Annotated in this window: 14 protein-coding genes, 1 tRNA gene and 1 riboswitch; of the genes, 5 read left to right on the top strand and 10 right to left on the bottom strand. The window is 59.3% G+C overall.

The window, feature by feature from the left end; genetic code table 11:
* Nucleotides 1–343 precede the first annotated feature (343 nt).
* Nucleotides 344–418 (bottom strand) — tRNA-Gly (locus L598_RS02705).
* A gap of 258 nt (nt 419–676) precedes the next feature.
* Complete coding sequence (locus tag L598_RS02710) at nt 677–1,765, bottom strand: 2'-deoxycytidine 5'-triphosphate deaminase (RefSeq protein ID WP_144860051.1); 1,089 nt, start codon at nt 1,763–1,765, stop codon at nt 677–679.
* Between the two features lie 96 nt (nt 1,766–1,861).
* A riboswitch (SAM riboswitch) is annotated at nt 1,862–1,939 on the top strand.
* 41 nt (nt 1,940–1,980) lie between these two features.
* Here L598_RS02710 and L598_RS02715 point away from each other — a divergent pair.
* A complete protein-coding gene (locus L598_RS02715; protein ID WP_144860054.1) occupies nt 1,981–3,174 on the top strand; it encodes an O-succinylhomoserine sulfhydrylase in 1,194 nt (397 codons plus the stop codon).
* Between the two features lies 1 nt (nt 3,175).
* On the opposite strand, the gene L598_RS02720 is transcribed toward L598_RS02715, so the two are convergent.
* Nucleotides 3,176–3,781: a CDP-alcohol phosphatidyltransferase family protein gene (locus L598_RS02720; RefSeq protein ID WP_144860057.1), complete on the bottom strand. Its 606-nt coding sequence runs from the start codon at nt 3,779–3,781 to the stop codon at nt 3,176–3,178.
* A 109-nt stretch (nt 3,782–3,890) separates the two neighbouring features.
* On the opposite strand from L598_RS02720, the gene apaG reads away from it, so the two are divergent.
* Nucleotides 3,891–4,283: a Co2+/Mg2+ efflux protein ApaG gene (gene apaG, locus L598_RS02725; protein WP_144860060.1), complete on the top strand. Its 393-nt coding sequence runs from the start codon at nt 3,891–3,893 to the stop codon at nt 4,281–4,283.
* 15 nt (nt 4,284–4,298) lie between these two features.
* Here apaG and L598_RS02730 read toward each other — a convergent pair whose 3' ends face one another.
* The 3 genes from L598_RS02730 to L598_RS02740 are packed head-to-tail and all read right to left on the bottom strand — an operon-like array spanning nt 4,299 to nt 7,396.
* Nucleotides 4,299–5,282, bottom strand: a complete 984-nt coding sequence (locus L598_RS02730; RefSeq protein WP_246658600.1) for an Hsp33 family molecular chaperone — start codon at nt 5,280–5,282, stop codon at nt 4,299–4,301.
* Nucleotides 5,279–6,196, bottom strand: a complete 918-nt coding sequence (argF, locus tag L598_RS02735; protein ID WP_144860066.1) for an ornithine carbamoyltransferase — start codon at nt 6,194–6,196, stop codon at nt 5,279–5,281. Before argF ends, L598_RS02730 begins: the two co-directional genes overlap by 4 nt.
* A gap of 9 nt (nt 6,197–6,205) precedes the next feature.
* On the bottom strand, nt 6,206–7,396 hold the full coding sequence (locus L598_RS02740) for an aspartate aminotransferase family protein (RefSeq protein ID WP_144860068.1): 1,191 nt from the start codon (nt 7,394–7,396) through the stop codon (nt 6,206–6,208).
* A 389-nt stretch (nt 7,397–7,785) separates the two neighbouring features.
* Here L598_RS02740 and L598_RS02745 point away from each other — a divergent pair, with 389 nt between their 5' ends.
* Nucleotides 7,786–8,295, top strand: a complete 510-nt coding sequence (locus L598_RS02745; RefSeq protein WP_144860071.1) for a GcrA family cell cycle regulator — start codon at nt 7,786–7,788, stop codon at nt 8,293–8,295.
* A 23-nt stretch (nt 8,296–8,318) separates the two neighbouring features.
* Here L598_RS02745 and phoU read toward each other — a convergent pair whose 3' ends face one another.
* Nucleotides 8,319–9,047, bottom strand: coding sequence for a phosphate signaling complex protein PhoU (gene phoU / locus L598_RS02750; protein ID WP_144860074.1), 729 nt, complete (start codon nt 9,045–9,047; stop codon nt 8,319–8,321).
* A 104-nt stretch (nt 9,048–9,151) separates the two neighbouring features.
* On the bottom strand, nt 9,152–10,294 hold the full coding sequence (locus L598_RS02755) for an ATP-binding protein (RefSeq protein ID WP_144860077.1): 1,143 nt from the start codon (nt 10,292–10,294) through the stop codon (nt 9,152–9,154).
* Nucleotides 10,295–10,376: 82 nt separating this feature from the next.
* Between L598_RS02755 and ppk2 the strand changes: the two genes are divergently transcribed.
* Nucleotides 10,377–11,276 carry a polyphosphate kinase 2 gene (gene ppk2 / locus L598_RS02760; RefSeq protein WP_144860080.1) on the top strand — a complete coding sequence of 300 codons (900 nt, stop codon included), beginning with the start codon at nt 10,377–10,379 and terminating at the stop codon, nt 11,274–11,276.
* On the opposite strand, the gene L598_RS02765 is transcribed toward ppk2, so the two are convergent.
* Entirely contained in the window at nt 11,245–13,080 is a 1,836-nt protein-coding gene (locus L598_RS02765) for a glycosyltransferase (protein WP_246658601.1), read from the bottom strand. The two genes, ppk2 and L598_RS02765, sit on opposite strands and share 32 nt — an antisense overlap.
* Before the next feature lie 464 nt (nt 13,081–13,544).
* Here L598_RS02765 and L598_RS02770 point away from each other — a divergent pair, with 464 nt between their 5' ends.
* Nucleotides 13,545–14,354 carry a transporter substrate-binding domain-containing protein gene (locus L598_RS02770; RefSeq protein ID WP_144860172.1) on the top strand — a complete coding sequence of 270 codons (810 nt, stop codon included), beginning with the start codon at nt 13,545–13,547 and terminating at the stop codon, nt 14,352–14,354.
* Here the strand turns inward: L598_RS02770 and L598_RS02775 are convergent.
* On the bottom strand, nt 14,348–15,109 hold the full coding sequence (locus L598_RS02775) for a sterol desaturase family protein (protein WP_144860083.1): 762 nt from the start codon (nt 15,107–15,109) through the stop codon (nt 14,348–14,350). The genes L598_RS02770 and L598_RS02775 overlap by 7 nt on opposite strands.
* Nucleotides 15,110–15,202: the final 93 nt, after the last annotated feature.

Below are 15,202 nucleotides of genomic sequence, written 5' to 3' on the forward strand. Positions count from 1 at the left end.
CGGCAGCCAGAAGCCGGCGCGGAAAACCGCTCACCGCCGCCAGCCTGCAGCAGGCGACGGCGGGAAATTGGAAACATTGCGGAACGTGAAGAAAAGCTCGACATTAATTGACCCTCTGAATGGTTTCTTGTGACGCGGTGGAATTCCGCTTTTTTATCGTTTGGTCAAGGATAGGCGAAAAGCAATCCACCAGCAATTGGATGATGTAGAGATCATTCAGATCAGGAACGGCACGTCCGTTTCGGCATGGGTGCTGACCTTGAAAGCGAACTTAACCCGTAAAACAGGCTGCAAAACTCTCAGCATCAGACACCGCTGACTATATCTAAGTCATCGAAAATACTGGAGCGGGCGATGGGGATCGAACCCACGACATCAAGCTTGGGAAGCTTGCGTTCTACCACTGAACTACACCCGCAACGACCTCATTAATTCGCGACCGGAGCACGCGCTGTCAAGCGTGTTGTGCACCGGGACACGCCCCGGCCCACTCTTGCTGAGAGGAACTTTTTGCCGAGGGCCCGGTTCGGTCACGGCAAAGGAGCATTTCGATGAACAGCATCATCTATCTCATCGGTCTTATCGTGGTCGTGCTGGCGATCTTCTCCTTCCTCGGTCTGGCATGAAGAAGGAGGAAGGACAGAAAGCCGATGGGATCCGATTGACCGTCCAATGATCAAGGCCTGAAGTGCTTCGAGAGCTTAAGCGCCTGGCCCTGGTAATTGGATTTTAGTTCGGCTCCGTAGAGTGCCTCCGGGCGGGAGCACATATATTCATAGACCAAGCGGCCGACGATCTGGCCGTGCTCGAGGATGAAGGGCACTTCATGGCTGCGTACTTCCAGCACGGCGCGACTTCCTTGCCCCCCTGCCGACGAATGGCCGAAACCCGGATCGAAGAAGCCGGCATAGTGCACACGGAACTCACCGACAAGCGGATCGAACGGCGTCATTTCCGCCGCATAGGCGGGCGGGACATGCACCGCCTCCCGCGAAACCAAGATATAAAACTCGTCCGGATCGAGCACCAGATCGCGGCTGCCGTGGTTATATAGCGGCTCCCAGAAATCGTGAATGGCATAAGCGGCAGGTTTGTCGACGTCGATCAGGCTCGTATGATGCTTGGCGCGGTAGCCAACAAGCCCTTGCTCACCACCCCTCAGATCGATCGACAGCGCAATGCCGCCGCCGGTGATGTTAGGCTTCTCGGCGGCGACGAGAGTCTCGCGCACATGGAGTTCATTCAGTTCCTTCTCACCGAGTTGCGCATTTCCGATGCGGAAACGGATCTGTGACAGACGCGAGCCGGTACGTACGACAATCGGGAAGGTGCGCGGACTGACCTCCATATAGAGCGGACCCGAATAGCCGGCAGGGATCTTGTCGAATTCCTGTCCGTAATCCGTCATCACGCGGGTAAAAATGTCCAGCCGGCCAGTCGAACTCTTCGGGTTGGCAGAAGCAGAGATGCGGTTCGGAAGATCCAGGTTTTCCAGCAGCGGCACGACATACACGCAGCCGGTCTCGAGAACCGCACCACCTGCCAGGTCGATCTCGTGAAGCTTCAGACGGTCGAGTTTCTCGGAGACGCGGTGGCCTGGACCCGGCAGGAAACTGGCACGGACACGGTAGGCAACCGCGCCGAGACGCAGGTCCAGGCTGGCTGGCTGGACCTGTCCGCTCACCAAGGCGCGCTCCGCGCGGAGCGATCCCTTGTCGAAAAGCGCCCTGATATCCTTGTCGGGCAGAATTCCCGTTTCGCGCAAGCCTGTTCCTCTGCCTTTGACGCCGAGGCAATTTCCCGGACAGGCAGGTTTAATGAAGCCGTCGATTGACGCAAGCCGAACGCGGGTCTAAAGGAACCTTTATCCCGTGGTGATTTGGCCGGTCGGCTTGCAGCCACGTTAAACAAGTCGCTAAAGGGCCGAATGCAAAACCGGCTTGCGGCTTTCGCGGCCGGTTTTTTTGTTGGACAAAGATGATGAGCGAGAATTCTGGAGAAAGCTGGCAACCGCAAACGAGGCTCGTGCACAAAGGCACATTGCGATCGGAATTCGGTGAGACATCCGAAGCGATCTATCTGACTCAGGGCTTCGTCTATGACAGCGCGGAAGCCGCCGAAGCACGCTTCAAGGGCGAGGAGCCCGGCTTCATCTACTCGCGCTACGCCAATCCAACCGTCGACATGTTCGAAAAGCGCATGTGCGCCCTCGAAGGAGCCGAGGATGCCCGCGCAATGSCTYCCGGCMTGGCCGCCGTCGCCGCTGCCCTGCTTTGCTCCCTGCAGGCCGGAGACCATGTGGTCGCGGCGCGTGCGCTCTTCGGCYCCTGCCGGTGGATCATCGAGAAGCTCATACCGAAATACGGCATCGAGACGACGCTGATCGACGGCACGAAGATCGAGGAATGGGAACAAGCGGTGCGGCCGAACACCAGGCTTTTCTTCTTCGAAAGCCCGACCAATCCGACGCTCGAGGTCATCGACATCGCTGCCGTTGCCGCGATCGCCAATTCCATCGGCGCACGTGTGGTGGTCGACAATGTCTTTGCCACGCCTCTTCTGCAGAGCCCGCTCGAGCTCGGCGCCCATGTGGTCGTCTATTCCGCGACCAAGCATATCGATGGGCAGGGCCGCTGTCTCGGAGGCGTCGTGCTATCCGACAAGGCCTGGATCGATGAGCATCTGCACGACTATTTCCGCCATACCGGACCGAGCCTTTCTCCGTTCAATGCCTGGACACTCCTGAAGGGTCTGGAAACACTGCCCCTGCGGGTGCGCCAGCAGAGCGAAAGCGCAGCACGGATCGCCGATCACCTGGCCGGCCATCCTGCGGTTGCTCGCGTCATCTATCCCGGCCGGGAGGACCATCCGCAGGCCGATATCATCAAAAGGCAGATGAAAGGAGGCTCGACGCTGGTCTGTATCGAGCTCAAGGGCGGCAAGAAATCCGCCTTTACTTTCCAGAACGCCCTGGAAATCGTCCGGATTTCCAACAATCTCGGCGATTCAAAGAGCCTCATTACGCATCCGGCGACGACGACACACAAGAACCTGTCGGAGGAAGCCCGTGCGGAACTCGGCATCAATCCCGGGACACTGAGGCTGTCCGCCGGCCTCGAAGACACCGGCGATCTGATCGCCGATATCGACCGGGCGCTCGAAAAGGCTGCCTGATTCAGGAGAAGATACGCCAGGCAAGCACGATGCGTGACAGAGCCGTGTAGAAGGTCAGCGCGGCAAAGATATAGGCAAGCGCCGGGAACCAACCAGGAAACAGGCAGAAGGCGGCGAAAAAGGCGATGGTTTCCGTCGCCTCGGTCAGTCCCGTCGTGAAGAACAGTGATTTCGGCCCTCTCGCCTCGCTCGTCATGCCGCGTTTTTCCGCCATGATCGCATAGGCGAGAAAGCTCGACCCGTTCACGTAGAAGGAACAAAGAAGCACGCCGCCTGCGACGGCATTCGCCGCCGGATCAGCAAATATGAAGCCAAGCGGTACGGCGCCGTAAAAGGCGAAGTCGAGCACGATATCGAGATAGCCGCCGGTGTCGGTTCGGCCATTGATCTTCGCCACCATGCCGTCAAGACCATCAGCCAGCCTGCTCAGGAGCAGGAGCACGAGACCAGGCCAGAACTGCCCGAATGCAATGGCCAATGCCGCAGCCATACCGACCGCGAAGCCGGCAAGCGTCACGGCATTCGCCGATATGCCGGCGCGCGCAATCGGCTGCGCGATCATCGAAAGCGCCGGATCGATCCTTGATCGTACCCAGCCGTCCAGCATGATTGGGCTTCCCTTGGATGGTCAATGGACGACACATGCATCTTGACCGGCAGCCGCACAAGGAACAAGTTTTCTTGGGCGTATCCCACGAATGCGGCAGGACGTATCAATGTATCGCGCGGTCACACATGGTATAGAAGTGCTGGTCGAGCCCTTCTATCTCGAAGACCGTTCGGATCCGACCGAGAACCACTATGTCTGGGCCTACCGCATAACCATTGCGAACAATTCAGACGAGTTCGTCAAGCTGGTGTCGCGGTACTGGCATATCACTGACGGACTTGGCCGCGTGGAAGAGGTTCAGGGGCCAGGAGTCGTCGGCGAGCAGCCGGAACTCGATCCCGGAGACAGTTTCCAGTACACGTCGGGATGCCCGCTTTCGACGCCGTCCGGCATCATGGTCGGCCGTTACACCATGCGTAATGCACGTGGAATGGAATTCGAAATAGACATACCCGCCTTCTCGCTCGACATTCCGGGAACTTCGCGTTCCGTCAATTGAACGGGCATATGGCTGTCAGGCGAATTCCGAGGGATCGAACTCATATTCCTTCGAGCAGAATTCGCAATTCACGTGGATCTTGCCGTTTTCGGTGCTTTCCTCGATTTCCTCGGCGGTGAAGCCGTCAAGGATCGCCTTGATCCGCTCGCGCGAGCAGGAGCAATTGTCGATGACCGGATTGCTGTCGAAGACACGCACGCCCTGTTCGTGAAAGAGGCGGTAAAGCAGTCGCTCGGTGCCTACCGAAGAGTCAACAAGTTCCGTCTGGTCGATGGTCGAAAGCAGCGCTAATGCCTCCTGCCAGGCATTGTCCGTTGGATGATCCTCACCGTTCCCGGTATCGCCGTCACCGCCGTGCAAGTCCGGCACGCGACGGCGCTCCGGGGAATCCGGCAGAAACTGTATCAAGAGCCCTCCGGCGCGCCAGAGCTCGCGTCCGCCGTTTTCGCCCGGCACCACCATCCTGGCGACCCCGAGCCGCACCTCTGTCGGGATCTGCTCGGACTGTCGGAAATAAAGCCGCGCGATATCCTCGAGCGTCGAGCCGTCGAGCTGGACAATCCCCTGATAGCGCTGGGTATGGGCGCCTTGGTCGATCGTCAGGGCGAGGATGCCCGTGCCCAGAAGGTCTTCGGGCGCGTCCCGTCCCTGCCCGACTGCCTCCGCAAGCTTCTCCTCGTCGAAGCGGGCATAGGCCCTGACCGAACTCGGCGTGGCGAAGTCGGCCACCAGCATGTCGACTGGGCCGTCCGAACGGGTCTGGACGATGAACTTGCCTTGAAACTTCAGCGACGTACCGAGCAGCACCGTCAGGACGATGATCTCGGCCAGAAGCCGGGATACCGGCTCCGGATAGCCATGCCGATCGAGGATCTGGTCGAGCATAGGCCCGAGTTGCACGGCGCGGCCTCGCACATCCAGGACATCCACCTCGAAAGGCACCACATGGTCGTCGCCGGCGAAGCCGAATTCGCCCAATGTGCGATCGCTTGTGCTCAATGGCCCAGGCACCAAGCCAGCACGGCCTTTTGCGCGTGCAGTCGATTTTCCGCCTCGTCGAAGACCACGGAATGCGGCCCGTCGATGACCTCGTCCGTGACCTCCTCACCCCTGTGCGCCGGCAGGCAATGCATGAACAGCGCATCCGGTTTGGCGTGGCTCATCAAAGCGGCATTCACCTGATAGGGCATAAAGACATTGTGGCCACGGGCCCGATGCTCCTGTCCCATGGAGACCCAGGTATCCGTGACGACGCAGTCGGCGTCGCGCACAGCCTCCTCGGGAGAGCGCATCAGCGTGACACAGCCGCCATTCCTGCCGGCCCATTCGACAAAGCGTGCGTTCGGTTCGCTGCCTTCAGGCGTCGCCACATTGAGGCGGAAACCGAAGCGGCCCGACGCCTCAACAAGCGAATGCAACACATTGTTGCCGTCACCGCTCCAGGCGAAGATGCGGTCCTTGAGACTGCCGCGATGCTCTTCGAAAGTCATCAGATCGGCCATGATCTGACATGGATGGGTATCGTCGGTCAGCCCGTTGATGACCGGGACAGTGGCGTGCTCGGCCAGTTCCAGAAGCCGGTCATGCTGGGTTGTGCGGATCATTATGGCATCGACATAGCGCGACAGGACCTTCGCCGTGTCAGCGATGGTCTCGCTGCGTCCGAGTTGCATCTCGGTTCCGGTCAGCATGATCGTCTCGCCCCCGAGTTGCCTCATGGCAACATCGAAGGATACACGAGTGCGGGTTGACGGTTTTTCGAAAATCATCGCCAGCACCTTGCCGGCGAAGGGCTTTTCCGCCGTTCCGTTCTTCAACGCCCTCTTGCGGTCGCGCGCATCATCCAGAATGCGCCGCAGATCGGCGGCTGAAACGGTCGACAAATCGATGAAATGACGCGGCCCGGTTCCCATGGTTCTGCCCTAGGCCCCTACAGTTTCAGTCGACAAGGTCATGGCCGCCGCGCGGATGCGCCCGAGCGCATCGCGGATTTCCTCATCGCTTACGGTCAGCGGCGGCAGGAGGCGCACGACATTGTCGCCTGCCGTCACGCTCAGCAGCTTTTGGTCGCGCATCGCCGTCTGCAGAGCGGCGTTCGACCCCTTGCATTTCAGGCCCAGCATCAGGCCCGTTCCGCGAATTTCCTCCAACACATCAGGAAATTCGTCTGCGACCGAGGCCAATCCCTGCTTGAGCATCAGACCCTTGCGTGAAATTTCTTCCAGAAAGCCGTCCTCGAGCACCACATCGAGCACCGCATTGCCGACCGCCATGGCAAGCGGATTGCCGCCGAAGGTCGTGCCGTGCACACCAGCCGTCATGCCCTTGGCTGCCTCGTCGGTCGCCAGGCAGGCCCCCATCGGAAAGCCTCCGCCAATGCCCTTGGCGATCGCCATGACATCCGGCGTGATCTCCGCCCATTCATGAGCAAAAAGCTTGCCTGTGCGCCCGATCCCGCATTGTACCTCGTCGAGAAGCAGGAGGATGCCGTGATCGTCGCAAATCTCGCGCAAACGCTTGAGACTCTGGAGGGGAAAGGCGCGAATGCCGCCTTCGCCCTGGATCGGCTCGACCAAGATCGCGGCGGTCTCTGAGGTTATGGCGTTTCTGGCCGCCTCGAGATCATTGAAAGGAACCTGATCGAAGCCTTCGACCTTCGGACCGAAGCCCTCGAGGTACTTCGCCTGCCCGCCGGCGGCGATCGTAGCCAACGTGCGACCGTGGAAAGCGCCTTCGAAGGTAATGATGCGATAGCGTTCCGGGTTGCCGCTGACGAAATGATAGCGACGCGCCGTCTTGATGGCGCATTCCAGCGCCTCGGCACCCGAATTGGTGAAGAACACCTTGTCGGCAAAAGTGCTTGCCACGAGACGCTCGCCGAGGCGGCGCTGGCCCGGGATCTCGTAGAGATTGGAGATATGCCACAGCTTGGCCGCCTGCTCGGTCAGCGCGGCGACAAGATGCGGATGGGCATGACCCAGCGAGTTCACGGCGATGCCGGCGGCAAAATCGAGATATCGCGCGCCATCGGTCGTCACCAGCCACGACCCCTCACCGTGATCGAAAGCGAGGGGAATACGCGCAAATGTCTGATAAAGCGCCGAACTGCTCATCCAAGAAGTCTCCGGAAGCCCTTCGGGTGGATGACGCCTCCCCGCCGGGCGATGAAATCAAAAAGCCGCCCAAGGGGCGGCGGAGCGCTACTTATATCAGTTCTTTCCCCGGGGAAGTCAACGGCCGGCAAACGCCCTTCCCCGAGGGAAGAGCGCAAGCGGCAGTTTCACGACAGCAACGGCCCAAGTTGGGGAAAACCGAAAAAACGGATTCAGCATCCGCCAAGGACTCTTGTCACGGAGTCAACCGATAAGGTAGTTTTGAGATCAAGAACGACTATATTTCGTGCGGCGGACCATTTCACCCATGTATATGTGGTGCCTACCCGGCTTGTGCCGGGCAGTGAAGCGATTCTGGGTCCGTGCGCTGACCGAGGAGCGTGTCCATCATGAACTGGACTGACGAACGCGTCGAAACACTGAAGAAGCTATGGGCCGAAGGTCTGAGCGCCAGCCAGATTGCGGCACAATTGGGCGGTGTCAGCCGTAATGCCGTCATCGGCAAGGTTCATAGGCTGAAGCTTTCGAGCCGGGGCCGCGCGACGAGTTCTCCGCCACGGCAGAAAAAGTCTTCCCATTCGAACGCACCCGTCCGCTCGCCTCGTCCGAGCAGGCCGGTCACTGCCTCGGTCGGCGCAACTGCCCTACAGGCCCAGTTCGACGCCGCCGAGCCGGTCACCCGCCAATATCTTCGGCCCGTCGAGGATGTTGTCGTGCCCATATCGCGTGACCTGAAGCTGGTGGAGTTGACCGAGCGGACGTGCAAATGGCCCAACGGCGATCCCTTGTCGGAAGATTTCAGCTTCTGTGGCAATGATGCGGGCGAAACCGGCCCCTACTGTGCCTATCACTCCAGGATCGCTTATCAGCCGGCAGCGGAACGGCGACGCAACCGCTGAGGCTTGCATACCAGCTTTCCGCGCTATCGCCCGTTGTTATCGGGGTTGTCGACCGTCACCCGGTGGCTTTTGTCTTCCTTTGGACGCTCCACCGGCATCTGGGCGCCCGTTACAATGTGAAAGACCGTCTCCGCGATATTGGTCGCATGGTCGCCTATGCGCTCTATATTTTTCGCGCAGAAGAGCAGATGTGTACAGGCGGTGATATTGCGCGGATCCTCCATCATATAGGTCAGGAGTTCGCGGAACAGCGACGTATACATGGCGTCGATCTGGTTATCACGATCGCGAACCAGGGCGATCTTGTCTGCTGACCGGGTCGCGTAAACATCCAGAACGCCTTTGAGCTGCGTCAGCGCCAGATCGGATAGCGCCTCGAGACCGCGAAATAGCCGCACCGGCTGCCTCGTTTCGGACACTGCCGAAACACGTTTTGCGATATTCTTGCCTAGATCACCCACCCTTTCGAGATCGGCGGAGATGCGGATCGCGCCGACGATCTCGCGCAGATCTCCCGCCATTGGCTGTCTCCTGGCTATGACAATGACAGCCTTTTCATCGATCTCGCGCTGCTTTTCATCCAGGAAGGCGTCGTCGGCAACGACCTTCGCCGCCAATCCTGTATCCGAATTAACGAGAGCCGTGACAGCCTGCTCCACCATGCGTTCGGCGTGACCGCCCATTCCGGCGATCTGATTGGCCAGAAATTTCAGTTCCTCGTCAAAGGAACGCATGATGTGTTGCGTCTGCATTTCGAGAATCGTTTCTTCCAGCGAAGCGCCTGTCCGTCTTTTCAATAGGCTAGCCGGATGACGAGAAAAAGAAAGCCCGTCAGACCTTTTGCCGAAAGGCCAGGTCAAGGAGCCGGGAAATGGACCATGAACTCGGCGCCCTCGCCCAGTTTCGACCTTATGGATAGGCGCGCACCATGCCGGGTCAGGATATGCTTGACGATGGCGAGCCCCAATCCGGTACCCTTCTGTGCACGGCTCGTTTCAACATCAACACGATAGAAGCGCTCGGTGACGCGGGGAATATGCTCTTCCGCAATCCCGGGTCCGAAATCCCGCACCGAAACCGCAGACTCCCCGGTTTCTCCGCCCTTGACCATGACGATGACCTTGCCGCCGGAGCTGCCATATTTGCAGGCGTTCTCGATCAGGTTCTCGAAGACCTGCACCAGTTCGTCCCGATTGCCGGCAACTTCGACGGGAGTATCGGGCATGTCACGCTCGATGGTCACACCTGTTTCGGCGGCCAGATGGGTCATGGCGTCGATCACGCTGCCGACCAACTGTCGGATATCGACCTTTTCGCTTGGCCGCAAATAAGGCTTCATCTCGAGGCGTGAGAGCGAAAGTAGATCATCGATCAGCCGCGCCATGCGCGAAGTCTGATTCTGCATGATCTGCAGAAAGTTCTCCCGCGCCGCAGGGTCGTCACGTGCTGGCCCGCGCAGCGTCTCGATGAAGCCGGCAATGGAAGCGAGAGGGGTCCTCAATTCGTGGCTGGCATTGGCGATGAAGTCGGCGCGCATTCGATCTATGCGACGGGCTTCGCTCTGATCCTTAAAAAGGAGCATGTTGAGCCCAGGCGCATGACCGATCGGCGTTGCGGAGACGCGATAGACGCGTTCGATGGGGACCCGTTCGGAATAGTCGATCGTTCCGGGTCCTTCTTCGCGTTCGAGGATCTGCCGGATAAGTTCGTGCATTTCCGGTGCACGGAACTTGAGCTGCAGGGAAACGCCGGGCAGGGAAGGCCCGAAGGCATCGTTGGCGGCTCCATTGGCGAACAGCACCGTGCCTTCACCGTCGAATATGAAAAGAGGATCCGGCACGGCGGCAGCAAGCTCGACTGCCGGAAGCCGATCGAGGGCGGTCGGTGCCTCCGACGATACGAGGCGTTCCGACCCCGCCGGAGGCGAGCGCCAGCGCTTGACGAGGCGCGCGAGCACTCTGCCGCCGAAGCCTGCTTCCTGTTCGTCAGCACTGCTCATCCATGCACCTCTGCCGGAATATCTGGACCGCGCTCGAAGCACTCAATAGCATGCCTTGCTATCTCCACAGAGGAACGAGTTTATGAACAAGCCTTTGGAAAAGTCGTCCAGCGCCGAAGTCGGCCCAATGAAGATGAACATAGACGGTGTCGAGCACACCTTCGACATTGACGATCCGCGTTTGCCGGAATGGGTCGAGGCAAAAGTCATCACCGCCGGCGGCTTTCCTTACGAGAAGAAGCTGAAACGCAAGGAATACGAAGAATCGCTTGAGAAGCTGCAGATCGAACTGGTCAAGATGCAGACCTGGATGCAGGCGACCGGCGCACGCGTAATGGCCCTTTTCGAGGGGCGCGATGCGGCCGGCAAGGGCGGCACGATCCAGCGCGTGCGCAAATACATGAATCCTCGCACAGCACGTAATGTCGCGCTGCCGAAACCTACGGAGGCGGAAGCCGGGCAATGGTACTTCCAACGTTATGTGACACATTTTCCGACCCGGAGCGAATTCGTGACCTTCGATCGCTCGTGGTACAATCGCGGAGTTGTGGAACCCGTCATGGGTTTCTGCACGCCGGAACAGCATGAGCAATTTCTGGCGGAAGCACCCCGTTTCGAGCAGTCGATCGTCATGGACGGCATTCATTTGTTCAAATTCTGGCTGAACATCGGGCGCGAGACACAGTTGAAGCGCTTTCACGATCGCCGCCACAGCCTGTTGAAACACTGGAAATTCTCACCAATGGACATTGCCGGCATGGCGAAATGGGATGACTACACAAAGATGCGCGACCTCATGATCGAGCGGACGCACACCGACTATGCGCCCTGGACCATTGTGCGCGCCAATGACAAACGCCGTGCCCGCCTGGCCGTAATGCGCCGCATCCTGGTCAGCGTGCCCTATGCCGGGCGTGACACGGAGGCCATCGGGGCCGAGGACGAGCGGATCATCGGCTCGGGCCCGGATTTCCTCGATTGATGGCGGGGTGCAACCGGCGGCTCGGCCAGTGTGGAGTCTTGGCCCAATGGTGCGGCCGCCGATAAAGTTGCCAGAGCGCTTGCCATGCCGCCACTGAAATCAGCATCCAGTAGATGGCCGTGAAAGGGACCAGCTTCCAAAAGCCCTTGCGCTCCGCCCGTCCGAGCGTCCGCCAGCCGAGGACCAAGAAGGCCGTATAGCCGCAGGAGATATTGATGCTGTCGATGACGAGCAGGGCGGAATGGGTGGCCGAGAGGTCCATTCCGAGGACAAGACGGCCAACGACCAGAAATACCGTAGCCAGGAATACCGGATGGATCAGCGCCGAAACTATCATGCCGGCAGTCAGTATCTGCGCGACAATAAATGAAAACGGCCCCAGATCCCGAGCCAGCATGGCCGGGTCGCGCATATGCACAAACCAGGTTTGCATCCAGCCTTTCAGCCACCGGGTGCGCTGCGGCAGCCATGTGCGAATATCGGTCGGCGCATCTTCATAGGTCGGGTAGTGGATTGTACCCACGCGATAGCCGAAGCGTTTGAGCCGCAGGCCGAGATCGGCATCCTCCGTGACATTGCACGGATCCCAGCCGCCGACATTTTCAAGTACGCTGCGGAGAAAATGGTTCGAAGTGCCACCAAGCGGCAGGACGAGGTTCCTGCGCGCAAGCCATGGCAGCATGCCTCTGAAGAGGCCCGCATATTCGAGCCCGAACATCGCCGCGATCATACTCTCCCTGCGGTTTGAGATCACGAGCGGCGCCTGGAGACAGGCGAGTTCGGCGCCTTCCGACTGGAACCGCTGCCAGGCTTCGATCAGCTGGAAAGGATGCGGTCTGTCCTCGGCATCATAGAGGACAACATATTCACCACTCGTCATCGGTAGAGCGTAGGACAGTGCCTTCGGCTTGGTCCGCGGCCCTCCGGGAGGAACTTCGATCACCTCCATATAAGACCCAAGCGTCTGCGATCGGATCGCGGCAAGGGTCTCGGCATCATCTGCCTCGCAAACCAGCTTGATCTCCAGCTTGCCACGCGGCCATACGAGCCTGGACAGTGCAGTGATCAGGTCGGGAACGATCTCCGCTTCCTTGTAGAGTGCCACGAGCACCGTATAGGTAGGCATTTCTGACGGAGGCGTGGCTTTGAGGGGTGGCAACCGCAGAGGTTTGGCGCTTGCGCTCGCTGCAAGCCGCAACACGACACAAGCAAGGAATAGGAGCGACGAGCAGCTATGCAGCAAGAGCGTTGTCGTCGTCGGGAATAGAAGGAAGCAGGTCGGCAGGCCGATCAAAGCCATGCCAAGCACTGCGCCCTGCCATGCATTGACGACGTAACGCGCCGAAAACTGGGGAATGGAATTGAAGAGCCGATCTTTCGCCATGCGCGCAAGTGCCGGCCGGCTGCGGGCAATCAGGGCCTGGCGCAAGGCGCTTGGCGGGGTAATTCGCAATCGGGCCCGCTCGTCGGGGCAACGTTGGAGAAAACTTCGCAACTGCCCGATCTGAAAGCCGTCCGGCGTAAGCAGGAAGGCGTTGCGTTCGGGCGCTTCCAGCATGATGGCGAACGGCATGCCGCTGTGTCGCCGCAAAGCGGCCAAACAGGCTCTTTCGTCCACAATGAGTTTTTCCGGATCGACCTCGTGAAGAAAGGGCAAACCAAGTTCCGATGCGGCCTCGCGAAAAAGATCGCGCTCGCCGACCAGACCGGCCGCAAGCAACTCCGCATGAAAGGATGTGCCGGCGACTTCGGCATGGGCCGCTATGGCCCTTGCATCGTCACATGAGACGGAGAGGCGGTTCAAGATCGGCTGCCATTCTTCCAGAGAGGCCCAAATGCCGGCACCAACTGCCGGTGCCGCCCTGCGAGGCGCAACAATGCCAGAAACACCGCCGATCCTGCGGCTCTCTTGCTCAACCAATACCATCAGTAAAGGCGATCAGTTGCAGCCGCTTCGGAAAGAACTTCGCAAACAGTGCGATGAAACCGATATGGCTCGAAGGCCATCATGATCTCCCCTAACCATGCTGCTCGGACCCAAAGCTTCCAAACAGCATTCCCCTGTGCCGGGCGAAATTTGTCGGGCAAGGAGAGGCTCGTCAATTATAAAAAAATCTTGGACTGCCCGTCAGCACGGGCGGCAATAGCTATTCGGACTATTCACCAGGGAGCCAGCGTCGATTGCATTTTTTCAGCGTCGCGATATAGGCGATGCACCGGGATCGGTCGGAGGTACCAGTGCGGATAGCCGCGATAGCGATTGCAGCCATGGTGACGATCAGCGCCGGCACGCTCACCCTTGCTGCCGCGCCTACGATCCCCGGTTTTTGGGACGCGCGGGAACGGCTCATCAAGCCTGACATGTCGACCCTCGCGCGGCTGCGTTTCCTGACCACCGTGGATTTTCCACCATTCAATTTCCTGGACTGGAACGGCCGGCTCTCCGGTTTCAATATCGATCTCGCAAGAGCGATCTGCACGGAGCTGGAGATCGAAGACCGCTGTCAGATTCAGGCACTGCCATGGGAGGAACTTGCCGGCGCACTGGAGGAAGAGCAGGGAGAGGCCGTCCTGGCTGGCTTGGCCGTAACGGATGCATCGCGCCGGCAATATGCCTTTTCGCGCAGTTATCTGAGATTTCCCGCGCGTTTCATCACACGGAGGGCAAAGCCGTTTTCCGAACCATTGCCGAAAAGGCTTGCGGAAAAACGCGTCGGCGTATTGGCTAATTCCGCTCACGAAGCGATGCTGCGCGATCTTTTTCCTGAAGTCCGGGTCGTTACCTATACACGCTCGGAATGGCTCCTTGACGACCTGAAAGAGGACAAGCTCGATGCCGTTTTCGGTGACGGCATGCGGCTGGGCTTCTGGCTGGCGGACGAGCAATCCCTCAATTGCTGCATCTTTGCGGGCGGTCCTTATCTTGCTCCCGAATATCTCGGGCAGGGCCTCGCAATAGCCGTTTCACGCGACAATCCTGAGCTGGCGGAAGCTCTCGACTATGCCCTGCAGCAGATCGACAGCAAGGGCGTCTTCGCTGAACTGTATCTGCGCTATTTCCCAATAAGCTTCTACTGATCGGAGCGACGCAGGGAAGTGAAGGGCAGCTTCAGGGCCCAGAAAAGACCGGCGGCATAGCTTCCGCGATATTGCGCCAGGCCGATCTCCATCCCCTCATGGCCGAGTTTCGGCTGCGGCACATAAGTGCCAAAAAGCCGGTCCCAGAAAGAAAAATTGAAGCCGTAATTGGAATCGGTCTCGCGATGCATGCTGGAATGATGCACCCGGTGCATGTCCGGGGTCACGAAAACCCTCCGCAGCAGGGAGTCGAAACGCTTGGATATCGCGACGTTGGAATGGCTGAACATGGATGTGCCGTTGAGCACGATTTCGAAAACGAGCACCGAAAGCGCCGGAGCGCCAAGAAGGACGACTATGCCGGCCTTCCAGAACATGGAGAGCAGGATCTCGACGGGATGGAAGCGCAAGCCGGTGGTGAGATCGAAGCCGTTGTCGGCATGATGCACCCGATGAATGCGCCAGAGCAGCGGGATCTTGTGGCTGGCGACATGCTCCAGCCAGACTGCGAAATCAAGAATGACGAAGGAGAGAATGCCGGCAACGATCGGTTCCATGCCGATGATGCGGAACAGTCCCCAGCCTTTCGTCTCGGCCCATAATGCTGCTCCTACGGCCGCCGCCGGGAAAATAATACGCAGCACCATCGAAGAGACGAGAAGGATGGAGAGATTGGTCACCCAGCGGCGCGATTTCAAGGCACCGGCCATCTCCGATCTTTCAAGTCGCGGCGACCAGAGTTCATATATCGCCATTGAAGCGAATATCGCGACAAAGGCGCCGAGGCGGGCAATGATCTCGCCGGAAATCACACCAGCCGCCGGTTACGCGCCTGGGCCGCTCGTTCG

This window comes from Mesorhizobium sp. J18 (assembly GCF_007829525.1).
In the GTDB taxonomy this organism is placed as follows: domain Bacteria; phylum Pseudomonadota; class Alphaproteobacteria; order Rhizobiales; family Rhizobiaceae; genus VLJP01.